Origin of the sequence: Paraburkholderia caffeinilytica, assembly GCF_051027425.1 — a bacterium.
Taxonomy (GTDB): Bacteria; Pseudomonadota; Gammaproteobacteria; order Burkholderiales; family Burkholderiaceae; genus Paraburkholderia; species Paraburkholderia caffeinilytica_A.
Genome location: NZ_CP186552.1, coordinates 2,448,584 through 2,466,320, shown reverse-complemented (window position 1 = coordinate 2,466,320; position 17,737 = coordinate 2,448,584). Strand labels below are relative to the sequence as shown.

Annotated in this window: 16 protein-coding genes; all 16 read left to right on the top strand. The window is 60.8% G+C overall.

Going from position 1 to position 17,737, the window contains the following annotated elements; all coding sequences use genetic code 11:
* Positions 1-23: 23 nt before the first annotated feature.
* Positions 24-572 carry a 3-phenylpropionate/cinnamic acid dioxygenase subunit beta gene (locus ACOSV0_RS10765; RefSeq protein WP_229758095.1) on the top strand — a complete coding sequence of 183 codons (549 nt, stop codon included), beginning with the start codon at positions 24-26 and terminating at the stop codon, positions 570-572.
* A gap of 170 nt (positions 573-742) precedes the next feature.
* Positions 743-1,582 carry a TetR/AcrR family transcriptional regulator gene (locus tag ACOSV0_RS10760; RefSeq protein ID WP_115782964.1) on the top strand — a complete coding sequence of 280 codons (840 nt, stop codon included), beginning with the start codon at positions 743-745 and terminating at the stop codon, positions 1,580-1,582.
* Positions 1,583-1,973: 391 nt separating this feature from the next.
* Positions 1,974-3,194, top strand: a complete 1,221-nt coding sequence (locus tag ACOSV0_RS10755; RefSeq protein WP_115782965.1) for an acyl-CoA dehydrogenase family protein — start codon at positions 1,974-1,976, stop codon at positions 3,192-3,194.
* A gap of 76 nt (positions 3,195-3,270) precedes the next feature.
* Positions 3,271-4,128 (top strand): fumarylacetoacetate hydrolase family protein, encoded by an 858-nt coding sequence (locus ACOSV0_RS10750; protein WP_434106158.1) that lies wholly within the window; start codon positions 3,271-3,273, stop codon positions 4,126-4,128.
* Positions 4,129-4,203: 75 nt separating this feature from the next.
* Positions 4,204-5,154: a VOC family protein gene (locus ACOSV0_RS10745; protein ID WP_434106157.1), complete on the top strand. Its 951-nt coding sequence runs from the start codon at positions 4,204-4,206 to the stop codon at positions 5,152-5,154.
* Positions 5,155-5,193: 39 nt separating this feature from the next.
* Positions 5,194-5,640: an ester cyclase gene (locus ACOSV0_RS10740; protein ID WP_115782968.1), complete on the top strand. Its 447-nt coding sequence runs from the start codon at positions 5,194-5,196 to the stop codon at positions 5,638-5,640.
* A 51-nt stretch (positions 5,641-5,691) separates the two neighbouring features.
* Positions 5,692-6,414, top strand: coding sequence for an alpha/beta fold hydrolase (locus ACOSV0_RS10735; RefSeq protein WP_434106155.1), 723 nt, complete (start codon positions 5,692-5,694; stop codon positions 6,412-6,414).
* 95 nt (positions 6,415-6,509) lie between these two features.
* Positions 6,510-8,216, top strand: coding sequence for a DUF1302 domain-containing protein (locus ACOSV0_RS10730; protein ID WP_434106154.1), 1,707 nt, complete (start codon positions 6,510-6,512; stop codon positions 8,214-8,216).
* 21 nt (positions 8,217-8,237) lie between these two features.
* A complete protein-coding gene (locus ACOSV0_RS10725; RefSeq protein ID WP_115782971.1) occupies positions 8,238-9,602 on the top strand; it encodes a DUF1329 domain-containing protein in 1,365 nt (454 codons plus the stop codon).
* An 85-nt stretch (positions 9,603-9,687) separates the two neighbouring features.
* Positions 9,688-10,827: a WD40/YVTN/BNR-like repeat-containing protein gene (locus ACOSV0_RS10720; RefSeq protein ID WP_434106153.1), complete on the top strand. Its 1,140-nt coding sequence runs from the start codon at positions 9,688-9,690 to the stop codon at positions 10,825-10,827.
* Positions 10,828-10,860: 33 nt separating this feature from the next.
* Positions 10,861-13,374: an efflux RND transporter permease subunit gene (locus ACOSV0_RS10715; RefSeq protein ID WP_434106152.1), complete on the top strand. Its 2,514-nt coding sequence runs from the start codon at positions 10,861-10,863 to the stop codon at positions 13,372-13,374.
* The gene (locus ACOSV0_RS10710) at positions 13,367-14,620 is read left to right on the top strand and encodes an NAD(P)/FAD-dependent oxidoreductase (RefSeq protein WP_434106151.1); all 1,254 of its coding nucleotides are present in this window, start codon (positions 13,367-13,369) and stop codon (positions 14,618-14,620) included. The genes ACOSV0_RS10715 and ACOSV0_RS10710 overlap by 8 nt, the downstream gene beginning before the upstream one ends.
* A 108-nt stretch (positions 14,621-14,728) precedes the next feature.
* The gene (locus tag ACOSV0_RS10705; protein WP_434106149.1) at positions 14,729-15,490 is read left to right on the top strand and encodes an SDR family NAD(P)-dependent oxidoreductase; all 762 of its coding nucleotides are present in this window, start codon (positions 14,729-14,731) and stop codon (positions 15,488-15,490) included.
* A gap of 141 nt (positions 15,491-15,631) precedes the next feature.
* Entirely contained in the window at positions 15,632-16,795 is a 1,164-nt protein-coding gene (locus ACOSV0_RS10700; protein ID WP_115782976.1) for an acyl-CoA dehydrogenase family protein, read from the top strand.
* Positions 16,796-16,837: 42 nt separating this feature from the next.
* Complete coding sequence (locus tag ACOSV0_RS10695; protein ID WP_208645753.1) at positions 16,838-17,299, top strand: hypothetical protein; 462 nt, start codon at positions 16,838-16,840, stop codon at positions 17,297-17,299.
* The gene (locus ACOSV0_RS10690; protein ID WP_115782977.1) at positions 17,289-17,711 is read left to right on the top strand and encodes a MaoC family dehydratase; all 423 of its coding nucleotides are present in this window, start codon (positions 17,289-17,291) and stop codon (positions 17,709-17,711) included. Before ACOSV0_RS10695 ends, ACOSV0_RS10690 begins: the two co-directional genes overlap by 11 nt.
* Positions 17,712-17,737: the final 26 nt, after the last annotated feature.

Below are 17,737 nucleotides of genomic sequence, written 5' to 3'. Positions count from 1 at the left end.
GCATGCTCTAACGGAGACCGATTGTGAACGACCTGACCCAGCCTGTTGAAACGCGCCGCGTGCCGCATGGTTCGCCGATCCATAACGAAGCAGCCGGTTTCCTGATAGACGAAGCTGCGCTACTCGACCACTTCCGTCTCGCCGAGTGGCTCGAATGCCTGACCGAAGATATCAGTTACAGCGCACCGTTGCGCGTGACGCGGATGAGGGGGGACCCGGGCGAGACTACTGTGCGCTCGGTCCAGCATTTCGACGATAGTTATCGATCGTTGCAAGGACGCGTGTACCGCCTGCTGAACACGAAGAGTGCGTGGGCCGAGGATCCGGTTTCGCGAACGCGCCGCTTCGTCACTAATGTCGCTGTCAGTGAAACTGACCAGCCCGACGAGTACGACGTTGTCAGCTATTTCCTGCTGCTGCGTAACCGTTTCGAGGAAACGTCGATGGGGCAGCTCAGCGGCGAGCGTCATGATCGACTGCGCCGGGTCGATGGCCGTTTCAAACTCGCCCGGCGCGAAATCATTGTCGATATGTCGGTATTGGGGATGTCCAACCTGGCTGTGTTTCTCTGACGGTTATGGTGCAGGGGGTGACCGGGCAGGTCGGAGCAACGCGGCGCTGCCGCCACCGCGTTGCCTCAGGCGGTACAATGCGTGGTGATTGTCGGACCCGGGCTGCAGGACGTGGGGGGTCCGTCGCTGCCAACCCATTGCTGTCTTAACCCTATGCTGGGCATCACTGAATGAGCCTCGACACGACGAAGACCCCGAGAAGGCGGCCGCCCGCTGCGAAGACGTCTACGACCACAAAGAAGACTTCGCCAGCAAAGAAGGCCGTCCCGGCAAAGAAGGTGGCGCCGGCCAGAAAAGGAGCAGCTGCAACGCCACCTGTCGCGCAAAAACGCCCGGTCGCCGCACGCGAGAAAGTCCTTCCCGTCGAAAACAGCGAGGCCGTCGTCGCCGGAAGCTCCGGCCGGTTGCGCCGCAATGGTCCGCGCATGCGTTCCTCGGGACCCGAGCAGAGCGTCGAGCGCATTCTGGCTGCGACGTTCGATGCAATTTCGCGGCACGGCCTGCTGCGTCTGTCGCTAAGCGATGTGTGCCGCGCCGCGGGCGTCGCACGTGGCACGCTGTACCGGTACTTTCCGACTAAAGAGGATTTGCTCGACGGTCTCGGCGCTCGCACGCGAGAGCGTTTCGAGAGCGCTTTGCGTGATCTGAGGGCGAGCACCGACACGCCCGACGAGCGTCTCGAAGGGGTGCTCCGTATTTTGATCGAGCAGGAGGAAGAGGCGGCGGGCGACCGCATGCTGCAGATTGAACCGCTCTTTGTGCTGGATTTTTTCGGGCGCCTGTTGCCGTACTATTCGGAACTCGTGGCGGCGACGCTGGAACCTTTTTTCGATCAGGTCGAGCGCCAGTTCGACATGAAGATCGACAGGCTTCTGATGTCGGAAGTCCTGCTGCGTGTCCGCCTTTCGCTAATCCTGATGCCACCGCAGGATAATCTCTTCGGCACCCGTTTGCGGGCCGCTTGGAACGCGACGGTCGAACGCCAGATAAAGCGTTCGTCCGGCCGCTGACGCCGCCACATTCCTGTCAATGAACCCCGCTGCGTAGCGGGGTTTTTTCTATTTCCAGCGGCTCTCCCATCACCCTGAAGTCGAGCGATCGCTCATCCGTGCTTCTACGCCGTCTGATCCACGAACTGCTCACTGGCCTCAGCGGCACTCGTTCGCACGCGGTTGTCTGAACGCTTCGAACGTGGTCCGTCGGTAGTTAACCCGTTCGGGAAAATCCTGGTCTTTTTTTCTCCAACGCATTCGATCGCCCAGGACTAAACTGCACACATTGAACAAATTAACCGCTATTTGACTAATGTGTGCTTTTCGAGGCAAGGCTTAGTCAGCCGCGTGGATTCCTCCACTGCCTGCGAAGACGCTCGAAACCGATTCTTCCCGAACGAGGTAGCCAATGTTGACGAAAGTAAATCCCGACGCGGGATATAACGACGCCGTTGAGGGCGAACTGCTCGAGCGCGCCCGCGAGATGCGTCCGTTGCTGCTGCGCAATGCGCCGTTGCACGAACGTGAGCGACGTCTGTCGGCGGAAGTGATCGAAGCGATGAGCGCGGCGGGCTTCTGGGCGATGGCCGCGCCGCGTCGCTGGGGCGGCACCGGCACTTCGGCGACCACGATGGCGCGTGTCGGCAAGGAACTCGCGAAGGGCTGCTCGTCGACTGCATGGGTCTACAACATCCTTCACGGCACAACGTGGGTGGCGAGCCTTGGTCCGGATGCGTTGCAGGAAGCGATCTTCGGCGCTAACGCGGACACGCCGCGCATTTGCGGCGCGGTCAATCCGCCGGGAACCGCTATCGCAACGGACGGTGGTTACATTGTCAACGGGCGGTGGCCGTACTCATCCGGTTCACGGCACGCCAACTGGGGGCAATTCGGCTGCAACCTGCACAAGCCGGATGGTACGGTCGAGCCGGGCGGTTTCATGTATTTGCGCATGAGCGAGCTCACGATCGAAGACACGTGGTTCGTTGCCGGCATGAAGGGAACCGGCTCCGAGACCTGTGTGGCGCAAGATGTGTTTGTGCCGACCGAGCGCTTTTTCCATGTCGCAAAGCTGGGTGTCGGCAAGCACGGCGCGGACAAGAAGCATGTCGGCGAACCGTCCGACTTCTGGCCGTTCATGCCTTTTCTGCGTGCAACGGGTCACGGCATTCTGCTCGGCATTGCCGACGCGGTTCTTGAACGCGTCAAGACGGCCACAGGTAAGCCGATTATCTATACGTCATACACGCATCAACGGGATTCGTCAGTGGCACAGCGCGAGATCGGCGAGGCCGCTGCGAAAATTCGCGCCGCCGAACTGCTGATCGAAAGCAACACGCAACTCGTCGACCGGGCGGGTCTGTCGAGAATCCCACTGACAGCCGAAGAGCGGGCTCGCAGCAAAGGCGAAGGCGCGCTGACGGTCGATCTGCTCACCAGCGCGGTCGACAAACTGATGTTCATCGCGGGGGCTGGAGCATTTGCTGAATCGAACGACCTGCAGCGCATGTGGCGCGACCTGAATGTCGGCGCGCGCCACACGGCTAATCTGCCTTATGTCGGATACGAGATATTTGGCCGCTCACAACTCGGCTTCGAGACGAATATCTCGCCGCCGGACTTTATCTGATTGAACGTGCAGCAGCGTGCGGCATGCACGCCTTCGAATAGAACCCCATTCAGCTCCAAGGTATCGAGGACCCGTCATGCGTTTTTTCGAATTCATTCGCGATGGCAAGTTAGGTTTGGCAATTGGACAGGCCGACAGCGAACTTATCGGTTTGTGTGTCGGCGATGCTGGCTACCCAGGCTCGCTTGCAAGTCTCATCGAGGCGGGACCCGAGGCGCTCGCCGCGGCCGCGAGGACTTTGCGCAACGGCGTGCCGGTTGCGCTCGACAAGGTTCTGCTACTGCCGCCGGTGCGCGAGCCGGGCAAGATCATCTGCCTCGGCCTGAACTATGCCGACCACGCGAAGGAGGGCGGCTTCGACATTCCCGCGTATCCGACGATCTTCGCGCGCTTCGCATCAAGCTTGATCGGGCATGGCGCGCCGATCGTCCGACCCAAGGTATCCACGCTGCTCGACTACGAAGCCGAACTGGTGGCGATCGTCGGTAAGGGAGGCCGAAATATCCCGAAAGAGCGTGCACTTGAGCACGTGGCGGGCTATTCGATCTTCAACGATGCGTCGATTCGCGACTATCAGTTGCGGACGCCTCAGTGGACCGTCGGGAAGAATTTTGATGGTACAGGCGCGTTCGGCCCGTGTTTCGTAACCGCAGATGAATTGCCGCCTGGCGCGAGCGGTCTGAAGATCACGGCCCGGCTCAATGGAGAAGTAGTGCAGCGTTCGTCGACGGACCAGTTGATTTTCGACGTTGCGTCGATCGTCGCGCTGCTCAGCGAAGCGATGACGCTTGAAAGCGGCGATGTGATCGTCACTGGCACGCCTTCCGGCGTCGGTCACGCGCGCTCGCCTGCGCTTTACATGAAAGCGGGCGACGTGTGCGAGGTGGAGATCGAACAGATCGGCGTGTTGCGAAATCCTGTCGTAGACGCTTAAACGAATCCCATATCGCCCTCAGGGACCGACTGGCCAGGATCAGGCCAGCGGTTTCGCAACATGGTGGAGACGGCCGTGACAACTGCCTTGCACGAAGAATGCCCGCTGCGACGCGAAGGCGCGCTTGGGGTTCATTCGCTCGATCATTTTAGACTTGCCGTGCCGGATCTCGGCGAAGCACGAGATTTTTTTTCGGCGTTCGGTCTCGACGTGCGCGCTACCGGAGGCGGCCTCGATCTGCATGCGGAAGGTGAGCCACACAGGTGGGCGACGCTTGTCGAAGGATCGCACAAACGCCTGCATTCGGTTTGTTTCGGTGCCTTCGCAGAGGACCTTCACGCGTTGCGCGCGCGGCTCGTGTCGCTCGATATCGAATGGCAGGGCGCATCATCGGAAGATAGCATCTGGCTGCGCGACCCTGCGGGCAACCTGATCGAAATCCGGGCTGCCGGGCGCGCCGCGCCGCGTGAAAAATCATTGTATTCCGAATGGCCAGCAGCATCCGCATTGCGCGGCGCGACGAGCCGCAGTCTCGCGCCGAAAGTCCGGCCGCGACGCCTCGCCCACCTCGCGTTGTTCACGCCGGACGTGAGCCGCACGATCGCTTTCTACGAAGCCGCACTCGGCCTGCGTCTGTCCGACCGCTCGGCGGACGCTGTTGCGTTCATGCATGCACCGCATGGTAGCGAACATCACCTGATCGCACTCGTGCGTTCCGACGGCCCGGGCCTGCATCACTCGAGTTGGGATACCGGTTCGGTTCAGGAGATAGGCCTTGGGGCGATGCAGATGGCCGACGCGGGTTACCGGCTGGGCTGGGGGCTTGGGCGTCACGTGCTCGGCTCGAACTATTTCCACTACGTGCGTGATCCGTGGGGAAGCTACGCCGAGTATTCCGCGGGCATGGACTACATCCCCGCGGACGTCGAATGGGTTGGCACCGATCAGCCAGTGCACGACTCGATGTATCTGTGGGGACCTTCCGTACCCGAAGACTTTGTCACGAACTACGAAACGGCACGCTGAGACGCCCGCCATCGACGATCTATTCCAACAGGAGTCAGCATGACGCAGCAAGAAAAGAATATGCAGACGTGGCGCGACATTCAGGCGTGCTGCAACCGTGGCGATTGGGAGGCGCTGGCGACGTATTTCGATCCGGACTTCCGCTATATCAACGCGTCGCGCCCGGATCTCGGCACTTACGATGAATGGATCAAGTCGCCGATGGCAAACTTCACAACGTTTCCGCCGTGCCGCTACACGATCAAGGAAATGACCGCGACTGATGACAAGGTGTGGGCGTATTGCCACCACTACGGCGTTCACAGCGGCGGCCCGTACATGGGCATCCAACCGACCGGCAACGAGGTCAACGTCGAGTGGATCTCGATCGTGACCTTCAACGGCGACAAGGTCATCCGCATTTTCAGCATTGCCGACGTGCTCGGCATGTTCATCCAGCTCGGTGTGATCGACAGGTCACAGCTTCCCGTCAATCCGAACCGCTGAGCGGTGACACGCAGCCTCTTTGATACTGATTCATCCAATAAGGAGCGTTTGATGTCGACATTCGTTTTATTGCACGGCGGCGCGGCTGGGTCATGGATCTGGAAGCCGGTTCGCAAACTGCTTGAGCAACGCGGGCACGATGTGTACGCGCTGACATTTACGGGCTTTGGCGACAGGCGCCATCTGGTTGCGCACGGCATCACGCCCGAAACGCACGTGGCGGACGTGGTTAATGCGCTGCACTTCGAGGATATCGAGGATTGCATTCTGGTGGCGCATAGTTACTCAGGCGCTGTGGTGCCCGGCGTGCTGGCTGCGGCCGGTGCGCGGGTGCGCCGGACGGTGTACCTCGACGCGCTGGTGTTGAAGCAGGGCGAATCGGTTGCGCAGGCAATGGGATACATGACGTACGAACAGGCATGCGGGATTGCGGCAGCTGTGCGTCGTGGCGACGTGCCGCTTTACTCCGATGTCGCCGGTCAGCAGCGCGCGATGGCGAAAGATGCGCCGTTCCGGATGAGCGCCGAGCGTCAGGCGTGGATGCTCGAGCATTTGTCTGACATGCCGATGATGTGCGTGGTCGGCGGCGTCCAGATAGGTGCGGAATCGGTGTCGAAACCGGTGGATTACATCGCCTGCACCGATACGAACATGACCCAGCAGCACGCGCGCGCAGCCGAACTCGGCTGGCAGGTCCACTCACTCGAAGGCGACCATGCAGTGTTGGTCGGCGACCCGGAGAGCACGGCGCGTTTGCTTGAGACCTTTGCATAAAAGGCCCGTATTCTTACCAGACAATAAGCCTCGTCTATGACGCGAGGCATGGAGACACGACAATGCGAAGAGTTTGCGGGTCGGCAGTACCGCGCATGAAATCGGTAGCAGCAGCCATAGTGGCGCTCGCATCGGCGGGAAGCGCGTCGGCGTTCCAGTTTTCGACTGGATCGGACTGGAATGTGCATTGGGACAACACGGTGCAGGCCAATTTGGGTATGCGCGCGCAGAGTCTCGATCCCGATATCGCTAACAATCCGGCGAATCAGGCGTCGGATGGCAAATTTTCCAAGGCGGGGGATCTTGTCACTGAGCGTTTCTCACTGCTTTCGGAATTTGACGCGGTCTACCAGAACACCGTCGGCGTGCGCGTGAGCGCCTCAGGCTGGAAAGATTTTGCGTACAACAGCAATGCGCTGACCGGCCCGGGATATGCTGGCCAGAGCAACTACTACAACAGCACATACTCACCCTATACGAAGCGATTCTACGAACAGGGCGCGCAGCTGCTCGACGCGTTTGTCTTCTCGAACTTCGATCTCGCTGGTCATCAGACATCGTTGAAGGTTGGGCGGCTCAACCAGTATTGGGGCAATTCGCTGTTTCTTTCCGGCATGGGTATCGCCTATTCGCAGAGTGCACTCGACCTGATCAAGGCCGCGAACTCGCCAGGCACCACCGCAAAGGAACTGGCGATTCCGCGTGCGCAAATCAATTTCAGCACGCAGATCACGCCGACATGGCAACTCGGCGGTCAGTACTTTCTCGAGTTTCAGGGCAACCGTCTGCCCGAAGGCGGCACCTTCACCGGGCCGGCGGATCTTGGCTTCGATGGTCCGCAGCAGTGGTTTCCGATCGGCGGCGTGCCGTACAGCCTGCAACGTCTGGATACGAATAAGCCTTCTAACGTGAGCAACAACTTCGGCGTGACGACACACTGGTCGCCGGCGTGGCTCGACGGCACGGCGGGCCTCTACTATCGCCGCTTCGATGAAACGCAGACGGCCGGCCCGGTACTCGGAGGTTACGGTGCCAACGGCCCGCTGAGTAACGTGATTGGCTCGTTCTATCGCTTTGTCTATCCGACAGACACCCAGTTGATCGGCTTCAGCCTGGACAAGGAAATCGGCGGCATCAGTACCGGGCTGGAGGTGTCGTATCGCAAGAACACGGGACTGAAGACCAATGGTGGTGTGCCGGTTGCAAGCGACAACTCCAACGCGTCGCTGATTGCGCGCGGCAACACGCTGAACGTGCTGGCCAATGCGGTGGTTGGCTTGACGCCCACGCCGTTTTATCAGGCCGGCACGGCGCTCTTCGAAGTCGGATACACGCACTTGCTGTCGGTTACCAATAACGCTGGCGGACGCTTTCAGAGTGTGAACAATTCGCAGGCGTGCACGGTGGCACTCGCGAACGGTTCGGTCGTGCCGGGCGACGAGAACAACGGTTGCGTTACGCGCAACTCGGTGGTGGTGGCGTTCCTGTTCTCGCCGCAATGGTTGCAGGTGTTCCCGGGTGTCGATCTGTCGATGCCAATCTTCGCGGAATACGGTCTCATCGGCAGTACGGCCAGCCTTGGCGTGCCGGTCGCGCATCGCGACCTCACGTACAGCATCGGCGTATCGGCGACCATTCAGCAGCGTTACTTCGTGACCCTTGCCTACAACGGCAATCACGGGAACCTCGGCACGCTGAGCACCAATCCCGCAAACGGGCTTTCTTACTATTCCGGCGGCAATAACGTGGGGATGTTCAATGACCGCAACTGGGTGTCGCTGACGTTCTCCACAACATTCTAGGCATACAGGCAGGAGACGAAAATGAATTGTCTGAGAACGCTGACAGCAGTCTTGTTGATGTCGATTTTCGCGACGCAGGCGCAGGCGGCCGTGTCGCAGGAACAGGCTAAAGAACTCGGGGGCAAGCTCACGGAGTTCGGTGCGGAGCAGGCCGGCAATGCCGACGGCTCCATCCCCGCGTATGACGGCGGCGTCACAAAGCTGGCGATGCCGGCGGATTTCAAGCCGGGCAGTGGCCGCTATCCGGATCCGTTCAAGGAGGACAAGCCGCTCTATACGATCACCGCACAGAATCTGGCGCAATACGCGGATCAGTTGACGCCGGGCACAAAGGCACTCTTCCAGCGCTTTCCCGACTATCGCGTCGAGGTGTACAAAACTCGCCGAACCATGGCGTATCCGGACTGGGTTCTCAAGAATACAGTGCGCAATGCGACCGCAGCGAAACTGAGTGGGCAGACCAGAGGCGATGCGGTGGCCGGTGCATACGGCGGCCTGCCGTTTCCGATTCCCCAGGACGGCTACGAGGTGATGTGGAATCAGTTGCTGCGTTATCAGGGGCCACGCACGGACTTCCGGTTCTCGACGATCTTCGTCGACCGGTCGGGGCATCAGACGCTGGTCGGGGATCAGGAATGCAAGTTCATGTACCCATACTACGACGAGAAGCAGAGCAAGCTGAACGACGACTTCTATTTCGCCGGTTATACCAGCTACTTCGGGCCGCCGTCACAGGTTGGACAACTGTTTCTGCAACGCTTTTCGATCAACCATGGCGACAAGGACGACACGACCTGGGTGTACACGCCGGGCCAGCGCAGGGTGCGCGTTGCACCGGAGTTGAAGTATGACACGCCGGCAGCGTCGATCGGCGGGACGCTGCTGTTCGACGAACTGGGCGGCTTCACCGGCCGGATGGACCGCTTCGACTTCAAGCTGGTCGGCAAGAAGGAGATGATCGTTCCATACAACAATTACCGCGCGTACGAAGCGACCGATCTGGTCGGCGATAAACACGAAAACACGAGCGCTGTCCGGTGGGAGAAGCATCGCGTGTGGGTGGTCGACGCGACGTTACTGCCAGGCAAGCGTCACGCATACAGCCGCCGCACGTACTATATCGATGAAGACACGTGGCTCATCGTCGCGTACGAAGCCTACGACGAAGGCGGTGCGCTGTATCGCGTGGCTCACACGATCAACATCGTGCCTTACGACAAGCCGCGCGTCGGGCAGCCGAGCCAGATCTCCTATGACTTGACGAAGGGAAATTATGTGATCACCGCTGTCCAGGGCGGACCGTCGATGTACATGAAGACTTTCGATGCGCTGCCGAACCAGTCGGCGTACACGCCACAAGCGATGGAAGGCAATGGCGTGCGTTAGGTTGCGCCATGGCCGGCACGTAGTGAGGTCGCTGTCGAGCGGACCCGGAAGGGCCGCTCCCTGTCTCGTGGCACACGGGTGACATATGAATGATCCGAAGGAATTGCGCAATATTGCAATGCGCCTGGGCCTCACCGCAGCCCTGGTGTTGTGTGTGAGCACGGCGACGCTGGTGCTTGCCGCAAGGGAAACCGCAGTGGGTTTCGTCGATCCACTCGACTCGCCGGCGACGCACGTATCCTCGCCGGCGACACAGCCGGTCACGGCAGTCGCGGCGGTTCAGCAACGGCTGATCGGGGTCGGCATGCGTGGCGTGATCGTCGTGTCCGATGATCACGGCGTATCGTGGCGTCAGGTGGCGAGCCCGGTGCAAAGCGATCTGACCGCGGTGATGTTCGCGACCGCACGCGACGGCTGGGCGGTTGGCCACGACGGCGTGATCCTGCACAGTGCGGATGGCGGCAACAGTTGGGTCAAGCAGTTCGACGGGCGGATGGCCGCGCAGCAGTTCGCGCGGCGGTACCGCGCAGCGATTGCGGCCGGCGACATGTCGGTTCAGCCCGCGCTCCAGGAAGTTGAGCGCAACAGTAAGGCGGGCCCGGCGCTGCCGTGGCTCGACGTCTGGTTCGAGGACGCGACGCACGGCTACGCCGTGGGCTCGTTCGGTACGTTTGCGATGACCTCGGATGGCGGCAAGACCTGGCTGCCGGCGCTTGAGCACATCGACAATCCGTCGTTCCTTAATCTGAACGCGATTCGTGCGATTGCCGGGCAGCTCTACATCGCCGGCGAGCGTGGCATGGTCTATCGACTCGACCGGGTCAGCGGACGTTTCGAGCAGATAGCCACCGGTTATGGCGGCAGCTACTTCGGCATCGCGGGCACGGCGGGACGCGTCTTTGCGTTTGGGCTGCGCGGCAACGTCTATCGCAGCAGCGATGGCGGCACCTCATGGACGCGGGTCGAAACCGGTACCGACGCGACACTGAACGCCGCGAGCGTCCTCGCGGATGGCTCGGTCGTGCTAGCGGGCACGGGTACGGTTCTGATCAACCGACCGGGCGAGGCAGGTTTCAGTCGCGTACCCGTTGGTTCGCCGATGCTCTTCGCGGGTATCGCACCGGATGGCGATGACGCGATCGCGCTGTGTGGACCGTTCGGCATCTGGGCGCAGGCGCTACCAGGTCGTGCTACGGCGCAACCAGTCGTACCGAAAAAAAGCTGAGTCTTTTGTCCTGAACGAAACCGGAAATCCACCATGTTGAACAGCAATAAGGGCGAAGGCGTACCCATCGATGCGGGTTCCCCGGCGCGTTTCGATCGACGTTCCGGCAGCTGGCTCGAACGGCTGATCTTCAATCATCGCGCGACGATTGTTACGATCTGTGCCTTGCTCACTGCGTTGCTCGGCTGGCGCGCGACGCAATTGCAGGTAAATGCGAACTTCCAGAACATGATGCCGCAGTCGCATCCGTACATTCAGAACTACCTGAACAATGCGGATTCGCTGAGGGCGCTTGGCAACTCGCTGCGTGTCGTGGTTGAAAACACCAGCGGCGATATTTACGATCCGCAGTATTTGCGCACGCTGCAGCAGGCGAACGACCGGATCTTCCTGATGCCCGGCGTCGACCGCAGTTTTGTCAAGTCGCTCTGGACGCCGACCGTTCGCTGGACTGAAATCACCGAAGACGGTTTTCGTGGCGGCCCGGTGATGCCGGACGACTACGACGGCTCGCCGAAGGCCGTCGGTAAACTGCGGCGCAATATCGATCGCGCCGGAATCGTCGGTTCGGTGGTTGCGAATGACCAAAGGTCGTCGATGATCTTTGTACCACTACTCGATGCCGACGCCGCCACCGGCAAGAAAATCGACTACCGGGAGCTGTCTCATCGGCTCGAAAAGCAGGTGCGTTCGTTACAGTCAAAGTCGGTCAAGGTGCATATCGTCGGCTTTGCCAAGCTGGCGGGAGATCTCATCGATGGCCTGACTCAGGTCATTACTTATTTTGGTGTCGCGGCGGCGATTGCCGCGCTGGCGCTGTTCGCGTATACGCGCTGCGTGCGCAGCACGGTGCTGGTGCTTGTCTGTTCCGTCGCCGCGGTCATCTGGCAATTAGGCGTAGTCCAGTGGCTCGGCTTCGTGCTCGATCCGTATTCGATGCTGGTGCCGTTCCTGGTGTTTGCGATTGGTGTCTCGCACGGTGCGCAAAAGATGAACGGCATCACCCAGGACGTCGCGCGCGGCGCGCACCGTTATGTTGCCGCCCGTTACACATTTCGCCGCCTGTTTATAGCGGGACTGACGGCACTGCTAGCCGACGCTGTCGGGTTCGCCGTGTTGATGCTGATCGACGTGCCGGTGATTCGCGACCTGGCATTGACCGCGAGCATTGGCGTCGCGGTGTTGATCTTTACCAATCTCGTGCTGCTTCCGGTCCTGTTGTCGTTTATCGGCGTCAGTTCGACGGCGGCGCGCCGCAGCCTGAACAGTCAGAAGGCATCGGCGCAAATGGCAGGGTCCGGGGCGAAGATGTTCGCTGCGCTCGAAATCTTTGCGACGCGTCGCTGGGCTATCGGTGCGATTGCGGCTTCCGTCGTATTGTTCGCTGCTGGTCTGTCGGTCAGCGCCCATTTACAGGTGGGTGACCTGAATGCGGGTGCGCCCGAATTGCGCCCGCACTCGACCTACAACCGGGACAACGCATTCATCAATGCCCACTACGGGTTGTCGAGCGACGTGTTCGCCGTCATCGTCAAGACACCGTCGGGTGGCGTCGCGCAATTCCCGACGCTGGTCGAAATGGATCGTCTCGAAGCTCAGTTGCGCGAGGTCGAAGGCGTCCGTGGCACATCGTCTGCAGCCGGCGTGATGCGCATGTACACCGCAGGAAATTTCGAAGGTTCGCCAAAGTGGATGACGATCAATCGCGACCCCTTCGTTTCGCAGGATGCGTTCTCCAACGTAGTGGTGGCGATGCCCGAGCTGACCAATCAGGATAGGTCGGTTGCGCCAGTGCAGGCCTTCCTCGCCGATCACAAGGCAGCGACCTTGACGCGAGTCGCGTCGGCCGTCGAGCGTTTTGCCGCCGCTCACGATACGCCGGAGCGACACTTTCTGCTGGCCGCCGGTTCGGCGGGTATTGATGCTGCGACGAACATCGTTGTTGAAAAGGCGAACCGGCAAATGCTTATGCTGGTCTACGCGGCGGTCGCGGTCCTGAGCTTTATCACGTTTCGCAGTTGGCAGGCCGTGATTGTCGCGTTGCTGCCGCTGATGTTGACATCGGTGCTGTGCGAAGCGCTGATGGTAATGCTTGGTATCGGCGTCAAGGTGTCGACCTTGCCGGTCATCGCACTCGGCGTGGGCATCGGCGTCGACTATGCGCTGTACCTGCTGTCAGTGTTGCTTGCGCGGCTGCGCGCAGGGGCCACGCTGGTCGAAGCGTATCGTGAAGCGCTCCAGTTCACCGGCAAGGTGGTTGCGCTGGTCGGCTTCACTCTGGCGGGTGGCGTCGTCTCCTGGGCGTGGTCGCCAATCCGGTTTCAGGCGGACATGGGTATCCTGCTGACGTTCATGTTCCTCTGGAACATGGTTGGAGCGCTGGTGCTGATCCCCGCGCTGTCGTACTTTTTGCTGCGACCGCGAACCGCCGCCATGTCTGCTGAGCCAACGCAGCCTGCCGGTTCGCAGACGCCAGCGCGGCGCAAGTCGTCGTGGGTCGGCATGACAGCAATCGACGACGGCAAGGGAGGAATCGCACATGAGTAAGCATCCGGTTGTGATCGTCGGTACCGGGCTCGCCGGTTTCCAGGCGGCTTCTGCTTTACGCGACGAAGGCTATGCTGGGCGGATCGTGTTGATCGGCGACGAGGTTCATCTACCGTATCACCGACCACCACTCTCGAAGGGGTATTTGCTCGACGGCGTGGACGAGGTTAGATTGCGGATGCGTCCGGAAACGTTCTATGCGGACAAACAGATCCATCTGCTGGGCGGCCGCCGCGCGGTCGCTATCGATCGCGCGAACCGGAGCCTGAGGCTCGACGACGGTGCGGTCCTCGATTACGCACATCTGGTGCTTGCAGTGGGCGCCAGCAACCGGCGGCTGACAGTGCCCGGTTCGACGTTGGGCAACGTGCTATCGCTGCGCACGCTAGGCGATGCGCATGCGATTCGCGAACGTTTGCGCGATGTCAGGCGTCTCGTCGTGATCGGTGCGGGCTTCATCGGGCTCGAAATTGCGGCGGCGGCCCTCAAGTCGAAGGTAGAGGTCACCGTGATCGACGTCGCGGATCGTCCAATGGCGCGGGCGGTATCGCCCGCGACGTCTGCGGTTTTTGCGCTCGAACACAGCCGCAACGGCGTGCGCTTCATGTTCAATGCTCAGGTGCAACAGATCGCCGGTGAACAGGATCGAGCAACCGGCGTGGATCTGGCAGACGGAACGCATGTGGCCGGCGATCTGATCGTGGTCGGGATCGGCGTGCAGCCGAACATTGAGCTGGCCATGACAGCGGATCTTGCCGTGCGCAACGGTATTGTCGTCGATTGCTTCATGCGCACCGCCGACCCGCACATCAGTGCGATCGGTGATTGCGCCGCGCATCCAAACAGCTTCGCGCAGGATCAGGAAGTCCGTCTGGAATCGGTGCAGAACGCGACGGATCAGGCGCGCTGTGTCGCCGCCGGCATCGTCGGCCGGGCGATTCCCTATCGCACCGTGCCGTGGTTCTGGAGCGATCAGGGGGGACTCAAGCTGCAGATCGCCGGACTGATACACGGTTACGACCAGACAGTCGTGCGTAACGATCCGCAAGGGATCGGATGCACCGTCTTTTGCTTTCGCCAAGGTAGGCTCGTGGGCGTCGAGACGGTCAACCAGCCAGCTAATCACATGGCGGCCAGACGCGTCATGGCAAGCGTGCTGGCGGGCGGTCAGGGCATCACGCCGCAACAGGCCGCGGATTCGCAGTTCGATCTCAGGGAGGCGGCGGCGCCTGTCCATCCTGCATGACCTGCCGGTCGCCGGCGATGTGCGCAGCGACCGGTTATCCCAATTCTTCGAAACGCTGCCCACGCCGCACCCCTTAGGCGCGCGGATGGCGTCACCCAGGAGCAAACCATGCAACTGACAGGCAAGACAATCGCAGTGACGGGGGCCGCACAGGGCATCGGTCGCGCGATTGCGCTCGCGCTCGCGTCCGAAGGCGTGAGCGTGGCGCTGATCGATGTGAATCGCGATGAGCTGGAGCAGACGGCGGCGCAGTGTGAAGCGGAGGGCGGCAAGGTGCGTACGTACCTTGCAAACGTCGCCGACGAATCCGATGTGGACCGTGTGATGCAACAGGTCGGCGTCGATTACGCGCGCTTCGACGGTTTGGTGAACAACGCCGGTATCGTGCGCGATTCGATGCTGGTGCGCGTGAAGGATGGCGAAGTCGTCGCACGGATGAGCATGCAGCAATGGCAGGCGGTGCTCGACGTCAACCTGACGGGCACGTTTCTTTGCGCGCGTGCAGCGGCAGAACAGATGGTGCGCTTCGGTAATGGAGGTGTGATCGTCAACATGTCAAGTCTTGCGCGCGATGGCAATGTCGGTCAAAGCAATTACAGTGCGGCGAAGGCGGGCGTGGTGGCGCTGACGACGGTCTGGGCGCGCGAACTCGCGCGTTATCGCATTCGAGTAGGCGCGATTGCGCCGGGTTTTACCGCAACGGACATCCTGTCACAAATGAGACGCGAGATGCTCGACAAGCTGCTTGCGCCAGTGCCGCTCAAGAGGCTGGGCGCTGTGCATGAAATCGCGGCGGCCGCGCGCTTCATCTTCGAGAATGATTTCTTTACGGGCCGCTGCATTGATGTGGATGGTGGCATGCGCTTCTGATGCACGCGCCGCGCCTGTTCTGCTCCCGCGCCTTTCCGCTTCGACCGCTATCTTTCGATAGTTGAGCGCCTGTCCCTGTCAGTTCACAGTGACTGCCATGCTGACGAGATCGGCTGGGTGAATAATTACCGGAGACACGGAATGGATTTTGAGTTGTCGGAAGATCAGCGCGCGTTTCAGGATTCGGTGCGTAAGTGGGTCGACAAGGAAACGCCCAAGTCGTGGGCGCGCGAACTCGAACGCAACGAGCACGACTATCCGTTTGCACTGTGGGACAAATTCACTGCCGCCGGTTTTCATGGCATCGGCATCGACGAGGAATATGGCGGGCAGGGCGGCGACGTTGTGACACAGATGATTCTCGGCCGTGAGCTGGCGCGCACACTCGGTGGCCTCGCGTGGATCTGGGGCATTACGTCGTTCGCCGGCGGGAAGTCGATTGGCGTTTACGGCTCTGAAGAGCAGAAGCAGCGTTTTCTGCCGCAGATTGCTGAAGGCAAGCTCCGTGCGGCGATCGGCTTCACGGAACCAGGCGGCGGCACTGATGTGCTCGGCGCATTGCGTACAGAGGCGGTGAGAGGCGACAACGGCTGGATTCTTAGTGGCGAAAAGATATGGAGTTCGTCCGCACATGTCGCCGACTATATTCTGGTCCTTGCGCGGACGGACAAGAACGTCGAAAAGCGCCACCAGGGCGTGACCCTGTTCTTCGTTCCGGCAAAGTCGCCAGGCATCAGCATTACGCCGTTGCCCAAGCTCGGCATGCGATCGATGGGATCGTGCACGGTTCACTTCGATAACGTGTTCGTGCCGGATGATCTGGTGTTGGGCGAGCCTGGCAAGGCTTGGTACATGCTGCTACCGACTCTGAACAACGAACGGATCATGGTGGCCGCATTCTGTACTGGCGTGCTGGACGGCGTGCTCGAAGACGCACTCGATTACATGAAGCAACGCCGCGCGTTCGGCAAGCTGATCGGTGAGTTCCAGGCGCTGCAGCACTACGTTGCCGATATCGCGACGTGGCGACACTCAGTCGAGCTGATGCTCTACCATACCGCCTGGCTGCAATCCAGCGGTCGTCCCTGTCACATCGAATCGAGCATGCTGAAAGTAACCGCCTCGGAATATGCGGTGCGCGCAGCCGATCTCGGTATTCAGATTCTCGGCGGCATGGGTTATTCCGCCGAAACTGACATGCAGCGTTATTGGCGCGACGCGCGCTTGTGGCGTATCGGGCCGATCACGAACGAAATGGCGCGCAACGGTATCGCCGAGGCGCTTGGTTTGCCGCGCTCGTTCTGAGCGTCGCGATGCGCGAGCGGATCGTGCGACAAGGAGAAATTCATGGTGACCAACGTTCAGACATCTGAGGGCGTCCCCGATGTTGCCGGGTACAGCCTGCCAGGCGGTACCTATCGGATCGCAGCAGAAGAGAATCGCCGCCTGTGCAATGCCGTCGCGGCGCAAGTGGCCGGCGACGGTACTGCGCATCCCATCTATTGCTATATCGCGACCCAGGCTGGCATGGGACTGAGCGTCGACGGGCTGCTCGAGAAGTGCCAATTCGACGCGGCGGACGGCCCGTTGCTGGGCTCGACCGAAGTTACGTTCAGCGGCGTGCTAATGACCGACGTGACCTACGGAGTCGGCGGCGAAATCGTCGATCTGACACGCAAGACGAGCAAGAAAATTGGTGTGGTCGATATGCTGCGCTACCGTCTCAGGATGACCACGCCAGGCGGCGAGTCCGTGCTCGAATGTGTGAATACCTGGATACTGCCGAGGAGAAATCTTCATGTCGATTAAGCACGGCGACGAGCTGCAGCCCTGGAGGCTAATCCACGTCAGCGCGGATCATATGAAAGCGCTCGCACAGGTGCTTGGCGACCCGAATCCAATCCACCTCGACCCGGCAGCGGTCGCGCGTATGGGTCTCGGCGACCGAGTGATCAATCAGGGGCCAGCGAATCTTGCCTACGTGATGAACATGCTTGCCGAAGCGTTGCCGCAGGCGCGACTTGTCAAGCTGGATTGTCGGTTCGTGGCTAACGTCTTCGCGGAGGATAGTGTCGAAGCGGGCGGTAAGGTCACCGCAATCGAAGCGTCGCCTGCCGGCGAAACGGTCGACTGCGACGTCTGGCTCAAAGTCAATCAGCAAAGCGTTGCCATATCCGGCACAGCGCGCCTCTATATCGCTGCCTCGAGCGACGCGCCCTGACCGTGTCGCGGTAATTGGAGAACATC